The organism is Chryseobacterium sp. DT-167 (assembly GCF_058310155.1).
Genome location: NZ_JBZEEQ010000004.1, coordinates 262,243 through 280,282 on the forward strand (window position 1 = coordinate 262,243; position 18,040 = coordinate 280,282).

Here is an 18,040-nt window from a genome sequence, read left to right on the forward strand (position 1 = left end):
GCACACATTTAGAGATTTACGAAACAGAAATAATTAAAAAATAAAAATATTATGTCAGTAAACTTTAAACCCTTAGCAGACAGAGTGCTTATCGAGCCCATCGCTGCAGAAACTAAAACAGCTTCAGGTATTATTATTCCGGACACTGCAAAAGAAAAACCTCAGGAAGGTACAGTAGTAGCAGTAGGTCCCGGTAAAGTAGACGAGCCTACAACTGTAAAAGTAGGTGACAAAGTTCTTTATGGAAAATATTCAGGTTCTGAATTAAAATTAGACGGAAAAGATTTCTTAATCGTAAAAGAGGGGGATTTATTGGGTGTAATCGGATAAGATTCCAGATACAAGACATCAGATTTCAGACTATTCAAATTCAAATTAAATTAAAACAAGTGTTACATGTCTAACTTCTGACATTTAACATCTAATATCTAATCAAAATGGCAAAAGAAATAAAATTCGATATCGAGTCAAGAGACGCTCTAAAAAGAGGAGTTGATGCATTGGCTAATGCAGTAAAAGTAACTTTAGGACCAAAAGGTAGAAACGTAGTAATCGAAAAATCTTTCGGTGCACCTCACGTTACTAAAGATGGTGTTTCTGTAGCAAAAGAAATCGAACTTGAAGACAGAGTAGAAAACATGGGAGCACAAATGGTAAAAGAAGTGGCTTCCAAAACCAATGATATCGCAGGAGACGGTACTACTACCGCTACTGTTTTGGCACAGGCTATCGTAAGAGAAGGTCTTAAGAACGTAGCTGCAGGTGCAAACCCAATGGACTTGAAAAGAGGGATCGACAAAGCAGTAACTGCTGTTGTTGCCAACCTTAAAGAGCAGTCTAAAGAAGTTGGAGATTCTACAGAAATGGTGAAGCAGGTTGCTTCAGTTTCTGCAAACAACGATGAAACAATCGGATCTTTGATCGCTGAAGCTTTCGGAAAAGTAGGTAAAGAAGGAGTAATCACTGTAGAAGAAGCTAAAGGTATCGATACAACAGTAGATGTTGTAGAAGGTATGCAGTTTGACAGAGGATACCAGTCACCTTACTTCGTGACAAATCCTGAGAAAATGCTTACTGAATTGGAAAATCCTTACATTCTTTTAGTTGAGAAAAAAATCTCTTCAATGAAAGAATTGCTTCCTGTTCTTGAGCCTATCGCACAGAGCGGAAAATCTTTATTGATCATCTCTGAAGAAGTTGAAGGTGAAGCTTTGGCAACTTTGGTAGTCAACAAATTAAGAGGTTCTCTTAAAATTGCTGCAGTAAAAGCTCCAGGATTTGGTGACAGAAGAAAAGCAATGTTGGAAGATATCGCTATCCTGACTGGTGGACAGGTAATTTCTGAAGAGCAAGGTTTCACAATGGAAAATATCTCTCTGGATATGTTGGGAACTGCTGAGAAAGTATCTATCGACAAAGACAACACAACAGTTGTAAACGGTGGTGGTGAAGAAAGCAAGATCAAAGGCAGAGTAAACCAGATCAAAGCTCAGATGGAAACCACAACTTCTGACTACGACAGAGAAAAACTACAGGAAAGATTGGCTAAATTAGCCGGTGGTGTTGCCGTATTGTACGTAGGTGCAGCTTCTGAGGTTGAAATGAAAGAGAAAAAAGACAGAGTTGATGATGCATTAAACGCTACAAGAGCAGCTGTTGAAGAAGGTATCGTTGCAGGTGGTGGTGTTGCTTTGGTAAGAGCTATTGATGCTTTAAAAAATCTTACAGGAATCAATGCTGACGAAACTACCGGTATCAAAATCGTAAAAAGAGCGATCGAAGAGCCATTGAGACAAATCGTTGCCAACGCAGGAGGTGAAGGTTCTGTAATCGTAGCTAAAGTTGCTGAAGGCAGCGGAGACTTCGGATACAATGCTAAAACTGACGAGTATGTAAACATGCTTGAAGCAGGTATCATCGACCCTACGAAAGTAACAAGAGTTGCTCTTGAAAACGCAGCTTCAGTTTCTGGAATGCTATTAACAACTGAATGTGTAATCACTGAAATTAAGAGCACAGAACCTGCTATGCCAATGGGAGGTGGAATGCCAGGAATGATGTAACAGCGTGTTGCTGAGACAATATTTTTTAAAACCGTTCTGCTTTTGCAGGACGGTTTTTGTTTGAATATGGTTTTCTGTAGGAAAATAGTATATTTATGTTTTATATTTACTGATTGACAATTAGATAGCTAAAAACCAAAGTAATATTAGCACAATTAAACATATTATATATTGATGCAATGCGTATTTGGGAGTCAGGCGTAATCTTAAAAACCAGATTTTGAATTTTAATTATGGATTTAACTGATATTATTACAGAAAAAACTGTTGAAATAATTATTGAAAATGGAATTAAAAATGTTAGCAAAGTATTTGACACTTTGTATAGTTCCACAATGAAAGCCGCAAAAAAAAAGCTTAAAAATGATGAATTTGAAGAATTCAAAGAAATATATAACTTTCAAATTGAAGAAGAAAAAGTTCTTAATCAAATAAAATATAATATTGAAACTAGTTTAAACTGGGCAAGCGAAATAAATTTTGGAACTGCATTAAAATCTAAATCTTTAAAAAAGGTATTTGTAGATATTGATTTATATTTATCACCTTTAAAAAATCGTTTTGACGTAGAAGAAAAAACACAAACGATTAGTTCAAAGAAGATTTTCGAAAATATCTACAAAAATATTATAATTTATGGCGGTGCTGGTGCAGGAAAAACAACATTATTAAAAAACTTTTATCTTGAATTTTTGAATTCGAAAAATAGTAATAATTTCTCTTGTCCATTAATGATCCGATTTAGAGAAATTGATTATGATAAACATTATAAAGATGAAAGTTTTGGACTATACAAAATATTGATTGATATATTAGGAATAGAAGTTAATTTTCCAAATAAATATACTGAATCATTTCCATACGAATATTATAATAGTTTAAAACAAACAATTCTAAATTTTTTCAACAACACTAATATTCTTCTGATAGCAGATGGATTTGACGAAATTCCTGATTTAGATTTAAAGAAAAGGATTGAAAAAGAATTCGAAGAGCTATCATTATCTCTAAATAATTCAAAATTTATAATGACTTCAAGAAGTAATGATTTCAATTTGAAGTTAAATAATACTGATACTTTTGAAATATGTCCTTTGAACGATAGACAAATTAAATCTTTAATTAAAAAATGGTTAAATAATAATCTTAAGGCTGATGATTTATTCCAAAAAATAAAATCTTCCCCATTCTATGATACATCAATTCGACCATTAACATTATCACATCTATGCGCTATCTATGAGAGGAAAAAAAATATTCCTGATAAACCAAAATATGTTTATGATTTTGTAGTTAAATTATTATTAGAGGATTGGGATCAAGAAAGAAATATTACAAGACCATCAAATTACGCAAACTTTTATATAGAAAAAAAGAAAGATTTTTTATCTCATCTTTCTTTTTGGCTGACTTACCATCTTAATAAAAATGTTTTTAATAGCGATGACATAAGAAAATGCTATAATAACATATATATATCTCATGATTTACCAAAATCACAGGCAAAAAAAGTTGTATTAGAGCTCGAAAATCACACAGGGTTATTAGCTCAAGTTGGTTATGATTATTTTCAATTTTCTCACAAATCTTTACAAGAATATTTAACTGCTAAATATATTTCTCAAACTCCTAAAATACCAGATTTTGATGTAATAAAAAACTTACCTAATGAATTAGCAATTTGTGTTAGTTTGTCATCCCAACCAAATATTTATTTTGAATATTTCATTACATCATATATGAAATTCGATTCTAGATTCTGGGATATTTTCTTTACAAGATTAGTTGATGAAAAACCTGATTTTGATAATAGTCATTTTGCTCTTCTCTTTTTCTTTATTTATATAAATAAAAATAGGGATGAAAATTCATTAACTACATTCATTAAATTAATTGAAAGTACAAATATTGCAAGAACTTTTAAACAATTTGAAAAATTATATAATAAACACTCTACATACGGTGAAGAAATTGAATATCTTTTTAAAGATTTAAATATCCCAATTGATAAGAGAAGTGGGCAACCAAGTCGAATTTTTATCAGTAAAATATTAATTGAAAAGATAAAAGGCTATGTCTAGCATTATTTTCAATCTCAGTATCTAAAATTGTAAACTCATTGGAAGAAACAATCCTCAAAGAAAATGGTGTTGAGGAATTATCCGATGTCGCAAATTTCCAACCCATCACTTTTCCCTATATTTAAAACATATTTTTCTACACAGAAAATCAATTAAACCAAACCTCAACGTCATTGAAAACAAAATTATTACTCCTTTCACTTTTCGGTTTTTGTTTAGCCAGTGCACAAACCTTAAATTTTAAATATCTTGCGGATATGTCTGTTCGCAGAGGAGCGATAAGCAGTGCTATTGCAGGTGACAATATCTATGTGAGCAATGGGTATAAAGATACGGATGGTTATGCAAATTTTATTGAGAAATACAGTATTAAAGATAACCGCTGGAGTATCATCAACTCTAATCTGGTTCCTAAAAGATTCGCCAATTCGGAGACTTACGGTAATAAAATTTATATTTTTAACGGGTGGGGAAACAGCCATCTTGAAATTATAGACCTTGAAACTCATAAAAAAACGAAAGGAGCTGTTAATCGTGCCTACACAGGAAATGCCGGTTCTGCCATTCATAACGGAAAAATATATACGTTCGGAGGCAGCGGACTAAACAATGCTGCAATCACTGTATTTTCTGACAGATTCCAATACTATGACATTGCTTCAGATACATGGCATCCGTTACCAAATATGCCTAATGCCAGAGAAGCAAGGGGCAAAATTGTGAATAATAAGCTCTATGTCATTGGAGGTTTTAACGGTACGTCATCCCGTCTGGTTAACGTGTATGATCTCAACAAAAATCTTTGGACTGAGCAATATACCATGCCTGCTGCGATATCGGGTCATTCATTAGCGGTATCCGGTAATAAGATTTTTATTGCAGGCGGTTATAATAATCAAAATTTTTTAGCCTACTTTGATACAGAAACCAATACGTTGCATCAGTTATCATCCAATATGATTCCCAGACGACATGCTGCTGCAGAAATATATAACAATAAATTATACATCATGGGTGGAAGTACAGCATCCTCAACCAAATCAGCTATTAAAAGCATTCAGGTTGCAGATATTAACGAAGAAGTACTTTCCGCTAAATAAACAAATGAAGATGTATTTAAATCAAAAGCTTATACCAATGCCCACAGAGATGGTTTCCCCTCGCTGCCGCACGAATCCTTTCATCTGGCTTCCATAAAGTAATATTTCTACCTATGACCAAACTTCAAATTTTCACAACACTCTTTCTATCTCTCTTCCTCACCAACTGCAAAAACCCAGAAACCATGAAATACAAAGTCGGTCAGGAATGGAATTACAAAACCCGCAAAGGCGAAGAAAACTCTACCCTGAAAATTTTAAAAATAGAAGAGTATCCAAAAGAGGGAAAGGTCATTCATATATCGATTGGCAATTTAAAAGTGGGAAATCCTGATGTAGAAAAAGGTTTTGCAAATGAATTGACACACATTCCGATTACTGAAGAAGCATTAGATAAAAGTGTTACCGTTTTGAAAAACAATAAAGTAAAACTTCACACTAAAATTGACGGCTACGAGTATTGGAAAAAAGAATTTGATCAGGGAATTGCGGGAGTATTTTCAATTTCAGTCTCTGAAATTGTGGATTCGATGGAGGAAGCAATTATCACAGGAGAGGGTGTTGTAGAGTAAATCTTCAATCTTCGGAAAAATCTCATTTTGAGAATCTATTTTCTGCGGTTAACCTTGTCAAGGTTAAAAAATATTCCCATCCAAAAAGTGACATCTAATAAAATCACTTTGCTGACAAAAGCTTTCTTAAGAATTAATTTCAAGCCTATATCCTTTCCCACGGATCACCACAATATTAATATTTGGATCGATTTCCAGTTTTTTTCTGAGTTTTGAGATGAACATATCCAGACTTCTTCCTACAATCACACCGTCATCTTCCCAGATTTCTTTTTGCAGTCGGCTTCTCTCGATGATTTCGTTGGGAGACGATGCGAAAATGAGTAATACTCGGCTTTCTGTTGCGGTAAGGTCTATGGTTTTTTCATCAATGATGAGCTTTCTGTTTTTAGAATCAAACAATACAGAGCCCAAAGTAAAAAGATCAGCTTCCTGATTTTCAGGTAAAACTTTTTGTGATTTTACAGATTTAGACCTCAAAAAAACAAAACCGACAAATGCTAAAAATGAAAGCCCCCCTAATAGATATGCAGTCTTTGTAGTGTTGATCCCAGTTGGTTTGAATTTGATGTTGATCATGTAGCAAGCTTTGGGTTGTTTTCTTCCTATACAGGCTACAATATCATCTTTTTTACTCTTCGAAACCGAATATCCGTAAGCTACACTGGAGTTGCCACAATTCAGAACATTAACAATATAATCACTTGCCAGCGGATCTTTTGCCAACACTCGCTTTGTAAGATTCACCAAAGAGTCCGGTTGAAAAGTAAGGTTATTCTCAAAACTAATCTGATATTCATTATCTGCAATCTTTTTTACCGGAAGCACTCTTGATGTACGGTCGCCTGATTGTAAAAGCAGTTCATGTCCTATTCTGCGAAGTAACACTTCCCTTTTGGCAAAATCAAAATCATCCTTATCCTCAGTGCTGAAAGCAGCAAAGATGACAAAGATTAATGAGAGCAAAATGATTCCTAAAAGGTATTTACGCTTTCCTGAGAGGAGATTTTGGCTAAGATGCATAATGTCAAGTTATTATTTACAAAGTTTACAATTTTATTTACAATCTAAATCCCAAAATCAGAAAAATATCAAAGTACTTTCGCTGAGTCAACTTTGATAGCCTATAAAAAAACAGGTCTTATCAGATTTGATCGAGCAAAAGAATTTATATTTAATTTAAAATCCAAAAAATTATGAGAAAATTAATTTATGCACTGATTTTACCACTAATTGTGGTGAGCGGACTATTATTTGCCAATCGAGAAATCAAAAATGAAACTATTAAGAAGCCGGTTCAAAAGCAACTTTCTGCCGCTGAAAAGAATGCCGAAAAAAAGAAATGGGAAGCTACCCCCGATGGTAAAAAGTTCAAAGAATGGGAAGAATCACCCCGAGGTAAAAAAGTGTATGCCGCCGAAGCTAAAATTTGGAAGCACATTACAGATTACACCAATATGGAAGGAGTGGTCACCTCTCTTTCTCTTCCGCCAGGATCAAGATTAGGTTACGGAGTAATGGTGAGAATTAATGGTGACGATTATATCGTAACATTTGACGCTGAAAAATCTCAACTTGAGCAATTGAAAAGCCTGAAAATTAACGACAGAATAATGATAAAAAGCCATTACGTAGCTCACGCGCCGAAGTACTCATATCCTATCATATCTTGCGGATATCTGCAACGAGATGGCAAAGTAATTTTTAAAAGAATTGCTCGTAAAGGCGGTTGCTAAGTAAGTTCTATATTCTAGGAGCTAACCTTGTCAAGGCTTAAAACCTTGACAAGGTTAATTTAATAATCGGTTATTAAATGTGTATAGCTTATGTTATTTTAATTTTTAAGATCAACACAATTTAACTCCGTACCACAGGATTTTTCTTGCCCGATTAATAGGATGTATGTATTATTGTAAAAAAATATAACCATGCACATTCAGATTTCACAGGATTTTAGAAAAAAGACCAAGGCAGCAGTCTCTTCTATCGTCACTTTTATTTTTGTCTACATTCTTATTTTTCTTTTTACTATCATTTTAGCTTTAGCTTGTATTGGTGGTGGGATCTGGCTCATTGTAGCAAAACCGATGTTTCTGACACTGATGTTGGGAGTTGGTTTGGCTGGAACAGGCATTTTTGTTTTCTTTTTTATCATTAAATTTTTATTTAAAAAACATATCAACGACAGAAGTTATCTCACCGAAATCAAAAGATCAGACGAACCTGAACTTTTTAAAATGATCGACGAAATCGTAAAAGAAGCCGAAACCAACTTTCCGAAAAAAGTGTATCTCTCGTCAGATGTCAACGCAAGTGTATTCTACGATTCGAGTTTCTGGAGTATGTTTTTCCCGATTCAGAAAAATCTTACGATTGGAGTCGGACTTATCAACACAACCACAAAGCAGGAGTTGAAAGCCATATTATCCCACGAATTCGGGCATTTCTCACAACGCTCGATGAAGGTCGGAAGCTATGTGTATAATGTGAATCAGATTATTTTTAATCTGGTGAATGACGATGCGTCTTATAGAAATTCTATTGAAAAGTTTGCAAGTTTCAGCGGTTATTTTTCAATTTTCGCATCACTTGCGATTTTTATTACTTCAAAAATACAATGGGTTCTCGCAAAGATGTATTCTTACGTAAACATCCGTCATATGGCACTTTCCAGAGAAATGGAATTTCATGCTGATGAAGTTGCTGCGAATATTGCGGGTTCAATTTCTCTGGAAGAATCGCTTTTAAGATTAGAGCTTGCCAACAATTCTTACAATAATGTTCTTAATTTTTATGAAGCGAGAATTTCAAAAAACCAATCGAGCAAAAATATTTACAGAGAACAGTTTTTTGTGATGAATTTTCTTGCAGAACAAAGTGAATTGGAAACCAAATATGATCTTCCGTACGTAAAACTTGCAGAATCGGGATTGTTTAACAAATCAAAATTGAATATAGAAAATCAATGGGCATCACATCCTTCTACTGAAGATCGGGTGGCAAAACTAAGACATCTCAATATTGTAAAAGATACTGACAATCAACCTGCAAAAGATTTATTTAAAGATTTTGAAAAAACACAGGAAAAACTAACTGCTAAGCTTTTCTCAAATGTAAAATACGAACACGGCAGAACAGATTTAGAATTCGACACTTTTAAAACTGAATTTGAAACGCAATATCAGAAAGATTCATTTGATAAAATTTTTAATAATTATTACGATAATAAAAATCCTGATTCTGAAGTTCAGGAAAATCTGTTGTCAGAAGACATACAATTCGATCATCTTTTTGACAACGAAAAAGTGGAGCTTGTTTATACATTAATCGCTTTGGAAAGTGATAAAAAAACCGTTGAAGCCATTGCCAATAAAGAATTTATCTTAAAAACCTTCGATTACGACGGAAGAAAATATAAAGCTGCCGAAGCCAAAAAACTCATCCCGGAAATTGATCAGTCTATAGTAGAAATTAAAAATCAGATTGTAAAAAACGACTCTGATATCTATAATTATTTCCTTAAAATTTCAGAAAAGCAGGGAAGAAAAGCAGGATTTGCAGGTCTTTATCAATCATTCTGTGATTATGATAAGCAGTATGAAGGTAAATTCAAACTTTATACAGATCTTATAAATGCCACAGCTTTTATCAGTGCGCGAACTCCTTTTGAGCAGATCAGACATAATTTCACTACCCTTAAATCTCTTGAAGACCAATTAAAACAAGAATTAAGATTTCATCTTCAGAATCCTCGTCTCATTTCAGAATTGAGTGAGAAAGATGTAAAAGATTTAAAAGATTACATAGAGAAAGAGCATATCTATTTCCGCAACGAAGAGTATTTTGAAGCCAATTTACAGTTGCTGATGAAAGCAATCAATACTTTACCCTATTTCCTTCACAGAAAATATTTTCTGATCAAAAAAGAAGTGCTTTCATTAATGAAAGATCTTGAAGATCACCATCGTGTAGAGAAAGTATCTTAATTATAATACAAACCGTTTTGTTTTTGCAGAGTGGTTTTTTTATTACTTTTACTAAATGTTCATAAATGAATGACAACTATTTAAATGAATTAAAACAATGAGCCCAAAACAACCCCCAATCTACTACCACGGTACGAAAGCAGATTTAAAAACCGGCGACCTCATCGAAGTCGGCTTTGTCTCAAACTATGGGACAAAGAGAAAATCTAAATACATTTATCTGTCTGAGACTTTGGATGCGGCAACGTGGGGCGCAGAATTGGCATTCGGAGACGGAAAAGAAAGAATATACATTGTAGAACCAACAGGCAAAATCGAAGACGATCCCAATGTAACCGATAAAAAGTTTCCCGGAAATCCTACAAAATCTTACCGTTCGCAACATCCTTTCAAGGTAGTAGGAGAAGTTACCGATTGGCAAGGACATTCACCTGAACAGCTCAAAACAATGAAGGATCATCTGGAAAAACTGAAAGAACAGGGCATTGAAGCCATTGAAGATTAATTGTCAATCTTTATTATTATGAAATCTATAATCACTTTGATATTAAGTACCTGTTGGATATTTTCTTTTTCGCAGGATAAGCTGTTTACTCGTGAGTATCGAAATATGCTTAGCTCAAACCATTGTTTATATACAAAACCTGATATGAAGCCATTTAATGGTTATGTAAAATTTAAAGGGAACACTCCTGGCGAATTTCAATACAATAAAATAGAAAATGGCTGTAATCGAACTTTATTAGAAGTATTTAGTTTGAAAAATGAACTTTTATACAGAGGAAAATACACCTTTGACAAAAATAATAATCAAATAATAATTTACGAAAATGATTCTGTAAACCTTGGCATAAGTGAGTTTTTTGATAAAAAAATTACAGATTCAGCAACGCTGGTTACAAAACGGATCATGAATTATTATCATACTGACGTGGAAAACGGCATTGAGAAGATCGTTCCAATTGACGGAATAATTTATTCTAATGACTCTGGCGAAATTTATTCGATACAGTACAAAAATGGAACTGCCGTAAAACTGATTACTTATTATGACAATAAAGAATTTGTAGAAAACAATCCAAACATACCAAAATTAAAAAAGAAAGAGAGTCACGAATTATTGTTTAATGAAAATGGTAATATTTATGACTCCGATTTAAGTGATAAAACATATCCATTTATTTTTACGGGAGAATATTTGAGGTGGGATCAGAATGGCAAAATGATCGCTAAGAAAAAATTAAATAAAAAAATCCCAAAATAAGATCTCTTGATTTTGTCATCAAAGTAGTATAGTAATTTTATTATTTTTAAAGAAATTTAATACTATGGCTAAAGCAAATAAAACCAAAGAAACAGAAGTCAACGTTACTGATTTCATCAATTCTTATGTTGAGAACGAACAAAAGAAAGCAGACAGTTATCAGCTCATAAAATTGATGAGTGAATGGTCAGGATTTGAACCAAAAATGTGGGGACCAACAATCATCGGATTTGGCAGTTACCATTACAAATATGCAAGCGGACACGAAGGTGATATGCCCCTCATTGGTTTTTCACCACGTAAAGCAGAGTTTTCTCTCTATGTTTATTCACCAACCGAAGAAAGCAAACCGTTGTTGGGTGAATTAGGAAAATTCAAAATGGGCAAAGCTTGTATTTATGTAAAAAAGTTGTCTGATATTAATTTAGATACTTTGGAAAAGCTTTGTAAAACTACCATCGAATATATCAATAAGCATCACGAATGTGCCTGCAGAGAAGAATAAAATTTCTTAAATAATAGCACGGGGAATCTATAAAATGAATAAAAGAATATCAAAAATAGAAAATGATGTACAAGACAGAACTTCTATTGCCTGGAAAAAACTTTGTGAGTATATTGATAAAGTTGCGAACGAAAATCTTGATGAATTTTTACCTTTAGAAGAGCTTGGATTAGAATTGTTTTCTCAAATATACACCTTACCGGAAACAATTTCAAAATTAAAAAAGGTTAAGAAAGTTTGGCTTTACGGAAGCAAACTGAAACGCATTCCTCCAGAAATCGGAGAAATGGAAGCACTTGAATATTTTGATCCCTATACTTCATACAATTTACATTGGTTTCCTTATGAAATTACAAAATGCAAAAATCTTAAAGACAGCAGAGTAAGCACAAGAATTTTGTACGGCAATTATAAGAATAGAATGGGGTTTCCAGATTTAGCTCATAATCCCGTAAGATATTTTGGCGACACTGTAAATTGTAGTGTTTGCAATAAGGCAATCACTTATGATCAGACAAACCAGTTATGGATTTCTTTATTAGTAGGAACTGATATTTTACCTCTTTTGACAAATCTCTGTTCAAAAGAATGTGAAAGCAAATTACCAATTCCCCCAAAAGATTATCTCCGATTCCCTCATAAAGGCAGTTCAGCATTTGTATACCAATTTGGTGAAGACGAACTATTTGATTTAGGGGTGGAGCACTATGAAAAGAGCAAAAGTGATTCTTTAACAAATCTTGAAGAGACTCAAAATAATAAAAACCCTTTGAAAAATAAGAGCGAAGTGTCCGAATTTCCATTATTAAAATTGATGCGAAAAATATGGGATAGATAAATCGTTTTTCTCATTATCAAATAAATAAAATAAAGCAATTTACTTTTTAATTATCTTTATCAAAAAAGTAAATATGAAAACAACTTTATTCTTTTTAATTGTATCTGCCACAACATTTTCAGCGCAGACCACCATTACTAAAGCGTTTAATGATCCAGTCACTGGTGAAACAGTAAATAACGTAAACGTCAACGGAACAGTTGATAACTCAGCAACCGGAGCCAATACTACCTTTTCCAACAGTAGTTTGACACAAGGCTCTGCATCAGTCACTACCTACTCCGCTCCTACGACAAGCGAAATTTCAACTTTTCCCGGAACCACAATCAAAATGGTGGGAGGAAGTAATACGGTTTATTATAAACAAACCGCTACAAAACTTGAAATCACAGGATTGGTAACTCCCGATGCTACCCTCAATTTTTCTACCAACAACGGAACATTCATCAGCTATCCTGCAGCATTCGGATATTCTGAAAATGATACCGCATCAGGTACATTTTCTGCAACGGCAGGTTCAGGAAATTTCAGTGGTACAATTGCCATTACGGCAGACGCATCGGGAACACTTCTTATCGGACCAAAAACCTATACCAATGTTTTAAGAGTAAAATCTGTACAGAATTTTTCTTTAACTGTATTTGGCTTTCCTGTAGGAACTGTAGTCAATACATCATATACATATTATGACAGTGCTCACAAATTCCCATTATTGAATACAACGAATGCCGTGATTACTGTTCAGGGAACTGCACAGACAACCAATGTCGCTCAAGCTCTGAGTGAAACTTTTTTGGCGGCATCCGATTTAGTTAAAAAAGATGCATTTAAAATTTATCCAAATCCGGCACAGGATTTTATAGAATTTAAAGGAGACTTATCTAAATATTCTAAAGCTAATATCTACAGCTTGGATGGAAAACTAGTTAAAACATCAGATTTGAAGTCCGGAAAAGTACAGGTTTCAGAATTGTCACCCTCTACTTACTTTATTGAAGTTTCTGGAAACAAATCCCAATCTGAAAGCATAAAATTTATCAAAAAGTAATTATCTTTAATTATTTAAAAATATTTCCAGCCGTTTTAAGTTTTTAGAACGGTTTTTGATTTAACAGAATTGTAATTTATTGTTCTTTTAAATTTCATCACACCAAATACCTTTTTTTATTAATTTAATCAAAATATTACGCCATGAAAAAACTACTTTTCCTTGTCCCGTACTTTCTAATTTCGGGAATCAACGCACAGGAAATAACAACTTCAGAAGTGAATACCGTTCCTGAAGATAAAATGAATATCATTAAAACCAATATTACCGGTTATGCATTCCGAAACATCAATCTCTCTTACGAAAGATCCATCAACCGATGGTTTGCCATCAATGTAGGATTTGGAACAGTCGCTGAAGGAAAAGTTCCTTTTATGAATGCTTTTTTGAGTGAGGAAGATGAGAAAGATTTTCAGAATCTTAAAATAAAAGCAACCAACTTTACCATCGAGCCCAGGTTTTACATCGGTCAGGGTTACGGAAAAGGGTTTTATTTTGCCCCTTATTACCGATATTCAAAAGTTTCTACCAATACTTTTGATTACACTTATGATTACAGCGCATTCGGAACTACCATTCCTATTCCGCTAAAAGGTTTGGGAGATGCAAACGGAAACAGTGGCGGACTGATGGTGGGAGCACAGTTTTTCCTTAATAAACAACACAGTTTTATCTTAGATTTTTGGATTGCAGGAGCGCATTACGGCTCAGCAAGAGGAGATTTTGACTTGACAAGCAACATCATTCTCACCCCTGAAATGCAGGCTGAGCTAAAAAGAGAGATTGAAAATTTAGATATTCCGTTTGTTGATTACACTGTTGAGACAAATTCTAACGGTGCTAGGATAAAGGTTGACGGACCCTGGGCAGGTTTCCGGAGCGGATTCTCACTGGGTTACAGATTTTAATCTTTCTATCATAAAAAACATACCGTTCACGGTTTGTGAACGGTATGTTTTATTTATAGGCATCTTTAAATTTCTCAATAAGATGATCGAGCGTGTGGCGCTGTACATATACCGTCCTTACGTCATCATATCTTGGAGATTTGTAAAAGACCTCATGGAAATCCATACTTCCGTTTCCTACTTTTACTACTTTCTGTACGTCAATGTTTAGTTTCTTCAATTCTTCTTTTAAGACCTGAAATTCGTCTTGGATATTATTCATCTTTATTTTTAGGTTTAAGTTAAAATTTATCAATAATTCTCTGTTTAGCCCCTGTTAATTTCAACATATGGTTGAATTTTTAATAAATTTAGTAATTTCATTTGAAATAACCATAGGGTTTACCATATTTTTTACAATTAATCTAAATAACAAAAACTATACCTAATCGTATAGTTATGAATTAAAAGTGAATTTAATATGAACTAAATGTTAACAAACCCTTTGAAGTAGACAGTTTTTAATGTAACAAAATTTGAATTTATACCACTAATTCGTCAGAAACAATAATAATGTATAGTGTAAATACGAAATCAATTTTATCAGACTTTTTTAGTTTTTTAAAGAAACCCAACGATCAACAGGTTAACCTGTCAACAAAAGACAGACTTCTAGTTATTATAAAGCTTTTGATTTTAGAATTGTTATTTACAGTAATCATTGTTTTACCGGTTGATCATTTAATTGGTAGCTTGATGACGGTAAAAAGTGAAAGCTTGGGTTATGAATTCAATACGATTTATGCAGTTATATTATTGATGGTACTTCTGGTTCCCTTTTTGGAAGAAATTATCTTCAGATCTGTACTAAGATATAATTCAACATTTTCTAAATATATCAGTCGAAAAAAATGGGATCAATATTTCCCTTTTTTGGTTTATTCGACGAGTATTTTATTTGGTCTCGTACATGCAAGCAATTACTATAATGACTCTTATCTTTTTTATATATTGTCACCGCTAATACTGTTAAGCCAGTTGTCGGGCGGGTTTTTACTGAGCTACATTCGTGTAAGAATCAATTTCTATTACGCATTTTTCTATCATGCATTATGGAATTTTACTGCCGTTCTGATAATACCTTCCGTCGTTTTACTTTTCAGCAACCCATTTATAGATCAAACTAAAAATTATAATTTGAAAATTGAGGAAAATATATTGTTCTATCAGAGCGAGCCTCAAAAAATTTCATTGAATATTAAAGACAATAAAGTATACAAAATTGAGGCAGAGCAATTTTACCTTCAGGACATTCTTGATGTTGTTTATGGCAAAGAAAAATACTATGTAGACGAATATTTAATTGACCTGGATTTTTCTTCAAAACAAGGTGTTACAAAAGAAGAATTAAAAAAAATACTGGAAAAAGAATATGATATTGAATAAATGACTCAAGATTAATTAGTCACAATTTCTTTTTAAATTAAATAAAAATCCACTAAAAGTGATTTCCGCATTTAACTCTTGTGAAAAATGAGTATCAAATAATTAAATATTTAAGCCATGAAATCGTTCAACTCACTTCTGATTTTGACCTTATTGACAATTTCAGCGTTGATTTTCGCTCAAAAAAACACAAAAGACAAATCTTTTAAAATCAAACCAAGTATAGAAAACAATGCAATAGTTTTGGCAGATGAAAACTCTCCACACTTTATGCAATTCGGAATCATGTCTAGAAATCATGAAGAATTCAGAAAAAAATACGGGATTGCTGTCATTTACCAAAACTGTGTAATCAGTCAGTTTCTATCCCAAAAAGCAAAAGAGAACAATATATTGGTTGCCAAAGAACTCACCGAAAAATATGGAGATGTTTGGAAAAAAGATCTCGGATTTATCCCTTACGGATTATAATTCTTCCTCCACTTCGATCTCATGGCGCAACTGTGCTTTGTACAGAGTCGCATAATAACCGTTTTTATCAAGAAGTTCAAGGTGCTTTCCTTCTTCAACGATTTTACCATGTTCCATCACAATGATTTTGTCGGCCTTTTCAATAGTTGAAAGTCGGTGTGCAATAATGATTGAAGTTCTGTTTTTAGTAATTTTTTCAGTTGCCCTCTGAATTAGTTTTTCACTTTCGTGATCGATTGATGAGGTTGCTTCATCCAAAATAAGAATTTTAGGATCAGACAGATAAGCTCTCAGAAAAGACAGCAATTGTCTTTGCCCAAGTGAAATGGAAGAACCTCTTTCACTCACCACATATTCGTATCCACCTGGAAGACTTTCAATGAAATCATCAACTTCAATTTCTTTTGCTCCAGCTTTTATTTTTTCTAAAGTCACACTGTCATCTCCGAAAGCAAGGTTTTCATAAATGCTACCGTGGAAAAGGAAAACATCCTGTAAAACAACTCCGATATGACTTCTCAGATTATACAGTTCGTAATCTTTCAACTCAACGTCATCAATGAAAATTTCTCCTGAATTGATATCATATAATCTCGTAATCAAACTGATAATTGTAGATTTTCCGGCTCCCGTTGCTCCTACAATTGCGACAGTTTCTCCGGGATTTACTTTAAAATTAATTCCTTTTAAAACTTCCTGCTTATCGTCATACGCAAAACGCACATTTTTAAATTCTATTTTTCCGTCAAAATGATCTTTAGAAACTTTTCCATTATTCGGCATGGCATAATCTTCATCCATAATGCCTAAAACCCTTTCAGCACCAACAATTCCGCGTTGAATATTATTAAAACGATCTGCAATCTGTCGCAAAGGACGAATCAGCATTGAAATAAACTGAATAAAAGCAATCACAACTCCCGCACTGATCGTAATGTAACCCCCATAGAAAAGGACAAAACCAATAAAAAGTGAAGAAATCAATTCAACAACAGGAAAAAACAGAGAGAAGATGAAAACCGTCCTCAGCAAAGCGCTTTTCAAAGTAATATTGATGTCGTCAAATTTTTTAAATTCTGCCTGTTGTCTGTTGAAAACCTGAATAATCGGCATTCCGGCAAGTCTTTCCTGCACAAATGAGTTTTGATTGGAAGTCCATGATCTTTCATCACCAAAAGCTTTTTTGAGTCTTTTCTGGAAAAATCTTGTAATCACCACCATCAAAGGTAAAATAGCAAGAGAAATATAACTCAGATGCACATCCACCTGAAACATCATGAACAGAACAAAAATAATTCTCAAAACATCACCGAAAACCATCAGAAAACCGTCCGTGTAAACTGTTGCAATGGTTTCAACATCACCAACGGCACGAGTTACCAATTGTCCGATTGGAGTTTTATCAAAGAAAGCTGTTCTGAAATAAATTAATTTATTGTAAAGCCTTTCACGAATATCTCTGATCACATTCTGCGAAATATAATTCGAAAAATAAACCAAAAAGAAATTTAATATCGTTTCGGCAAAAACCAAACCTACCAAAGCATAAATATGCTTCATCATCAAGGCTTTATCCTTCAGCTTCGTAATATCATTATCTACAATCTGCATGGTAAGATAAGGTCTGTAAGTAGAAACTATGGACAGTATGATGGAAATAATCAGGGTAAAAATAAACCAGGAGCGAAACTTCATGCCGATGAAGAAAAGTCTCTTTACTATTGCCCAAGTATCTTGTTTTTTCATTATCGAAATTGACGTAAAGAATTAATTTGAAAA

Annotated in this window: 18 protein-coding genes; 15 read left to right on the forward strand and 3 right to left on the reverse strand. The window is 33.5% G+C overall.

Annotation, left to right across the window (positions count from 1 at the left end; all coding sequences use genetic code 11):
- Window positions 1–51: 51 nt before the first annotated feature.
- The 5 genes from AC4FQ5_RS07975 (at window position 52) to AC4FQ5_RS07995 (ending at window position 5,816) form a co-directional block, all read left to right on the forward strand.
- Window positions 52–330, forward strand: coding sequence for a co-chaperone GroES (locus AC4FQ5_RS07975; protein ID WP_047444781.1), 279 nt, complete (start codon window positions 52–54; stop codon window positions 328–330).
- A 107-nt stretch (window positions 331–437) separates the two neighbouring features.
- Window positions 438–2,063 carry a chaperonin GroEL gene (gene groL / locus AC4FQ5_RS07980; protein ID WP_491142244.1) on the forward strand — a complete coding sequence of 542 codons (1,626 nt, stop codon included), beginning with the start codon at window positions 438–440 and terminating at the stop codon, window positions 2,061–2,063.
- A 233-nt stretch (window positions 2,064–2,296) separates the two neighbouring features.
- Window positions 2,297–4,144 (forward strand): NACHT domain-containing protein, encoded by a 1,848-nt coding sequence (locus tag AC4FQ5_RS07985; RefSeq protein WP_491142246.1) that lies wholly within the window; start codon window positions 2,297–2,299, stop codon window positions 4,142–4,144.
- 257 nt (window positions 4,145–4,401) lie between these two features.
- Window positions 4,402–5,244: a Kelch repeat-containing protein gene (locus AC4FQ5_RS07990; protein WP_491142247.1), complete on the forward strand. Its 843-nt coding sequence runs from the start codon at window positions 4,402–4,404 to the stop codon at window positions 5,242–5,244.
- A 185-nt stretch (window positions 5,245–5,429) separates the two neighbouring features.
- Window positions 5,430–5,816 (forward strand): hypothetical protein, encoded by a 387-nt coding sequence (locus tag AC4FQ5_RS07995; protein WP_491142249.1) that lies wholly within the window; start codon window positions 5,430–5,432, stop codon window positions 5,814–5,816.
- A gap of 126 nt (window positions 5,817–5,942) precedes the next feature.
- On the opposite strand, the gene AC4FQ5_RS08000 is transcribed toward AC4FQ5_RS07995, so the two are convergent.
- Window positions 5,943–6,839 (reverse strand): winged helix-turn-helix domain-containing protein, encoded by an 897-nt coding sequence (locus AC4FQ5_RS08000; RefSeq protein ID WP_491142251.1) that lies wholly within the window; start codon window positions 6,837–6,839, stop codon window positions 5,943–5,945.
- A gap of 173 nt (window positions 6,840–7,012) precedes the next feature.
- Between AC4FQ5_RS08000 and AC4FQ5_RS08005 the strand changes: the two genes are divergently transcribed.
- The 8 genes from AC4FQ5_RS08005 (at window position 7,013) to AC4FQ5_RS08040 (ending at window position 14,365) form a co-directional block, all read left to right on the forward strand.
- Window positions 7,013–7,552: a hypothetical protein gene (locus AC4FQ5_RS08005; RefSeq protein WP_491142253.1), complete on the forward strand. Its 540-nt coding sequence runs from the start codon at window positions 7,013–7,015 to the stop codon at window positions 7,550–7,552.
- Between the two features lie 192 nt (window positions 7,553–7,744).
- Complete coding sequence (locus tag AC4FQ5_RS08010) at window positions 7,745–9,802, forward strand: M48 family metalloprotease (protein ID WP_491142255.1); 2,058 nt, start codon at window positions 7,745–7,747, stop codon at window positions 9,800–9,802.
- Window positions 9,803–9,899: 97 nt separating this feature from the next.
- On the forward strand, window positions 9,900–10,307 hold the full coding sequence (arr, locus tag AC4FQ5_RS08015) for an NAD(+)--rifampin ADP-ribosyltransferase (RefSeq protein WP_491142257.1): 408 nt from the start codon (window positions 9,900–9,902) through the stop codon (window positions 10,305–10,307).
- Window positions 10,308–10,451: 144 nt separating this feature from the next.
- A complete protein-coding gene (locus AC4FQ5_RS08020; RefSeq protein ID WP_491142259.1) occupies window positions 10,452–11,066 on the forward strand; it encodes a hypothetical protein in 615 nt (204 codons plus the stop codon).
- A gap of 64 nt (window positions 11,067–11,130) precedes the next feature.
- Window positions 11,131–11,571: a DUF1801 domain-containing protein gene (locus tag AC4FQ5_RS08025; RefSeq protein WP_491142261.1), complete on the forward strand. Its 441-nt coding sequence runs from the start codon at window positions 11,131–11,133 to the stop codon at window positions 11,569–11,571.
- Between the two features lie 34 nt (window positions 11,572–11,605).
- Entirely contained in the window at window positions 11,606–12,409 is an 804-nt protein-coding gene (locus AC4FQ5_RS08030; RefSeq protein ID WP_491142263.1) for a hypothetical protein, read from the forward strand.
- A gap of 73 nt (window positions 12,410–12,482) precedes the next feature.
- A complete protein-coding gene (locus AC4FQ5_RS08035) occupies window positions 12,483–13,457 on the forward strand; it encodes a T9SS type A sorting domain-containing protein (protein WP_491142265.1) in 975 nt (324 codons plus the stop codon).
- Window positions 13,458–13,600: 143 nt separating this feature from the next.
- Window positions 13,601–14,365 (forward strand): DUF3575 domain-containing protein, encoded by a 765-nt coding sequence (locus AC4FQ5_RS08040; RefSeq protein ID WP_491142267.1) that lies wholly within the window; start codon window positions 13,601–13,603, stop codon window positions 14,363–14,365.
- A gap of 49 nt (window positions 14,366–14,414) precedes the next feature.
- Here the strand turns inward: AC4FQ5_RS08040 and AC4FQ5_RS08045 are convergent, their stop codons facing one another.
- Window positions 14,415–14,627, reverse strand: a complete 213-nt coding sequence (locus AC4FQ5_RS08045) for a hypothetical protein (RefSeq protein WP_300352032.1) — start codon at window positions 14,625–14,627, stop codon at window positions 14,415–14,417.
- A gap of 290 nt (window positions 14,628–14,917) precedes the next feature.
- On the opposite strand from AC4FQ5_RS08045, the gene AC4FQ5_RS08050 reads away from it, so the two are divergent.
- Together AC4FQ5_RS08050 and AC4FQ5_RS08055 are read left to right on the forward strand one after the other, a co-directional pair.
- The gene (locus AC4FQ5_RS08050; protein WP_491142269.1) at window positions 14,918–15,790 is read left to right on the forward strand and encodes a CPBP family intramembrane glutamic endopeptidase; all 873 of its coding nucleotides are present in this window, start codon (window positions 14,918–14,920) and stop codon (window positions 15,788–15,790) included.
- 117 nt (window positions 15,791–15,907) lie between these two features.
- A complete protein-coding gene (locus AC4FQ5_RS08055; protein ID WP_491142271.1) occupies window positions 15,908–16,261 on the forward strand; it encodes an FEKKY domain-containing protein in 354 nt (117 codons plus the stop codon).
- Here the strand turns inward: AC4FQ5_RS08055 and AC4FQ5_RS08060 are convergent.
- Window positions 16,256–18,007 carry an ABC transporter ATP-binding protein gene (locus AC4FQ5_RS08060; protein ID WP_491142273.1) on the reverse strand — a complete coding sequence of 584 codons (1,752 nt, stop codon included), beginning with the start codon at window positions 18,005–18,007 and terminating at the stop codon, window positions 16,256–16,258. The two genes, AC4FQ5_RS08055 and AC4FQ5_RS08060, sit on opposite strands and share 6 nt — an antisense overlap.
- Window positions 18,008–18,040: the final 33 nt, after the last annotated feature.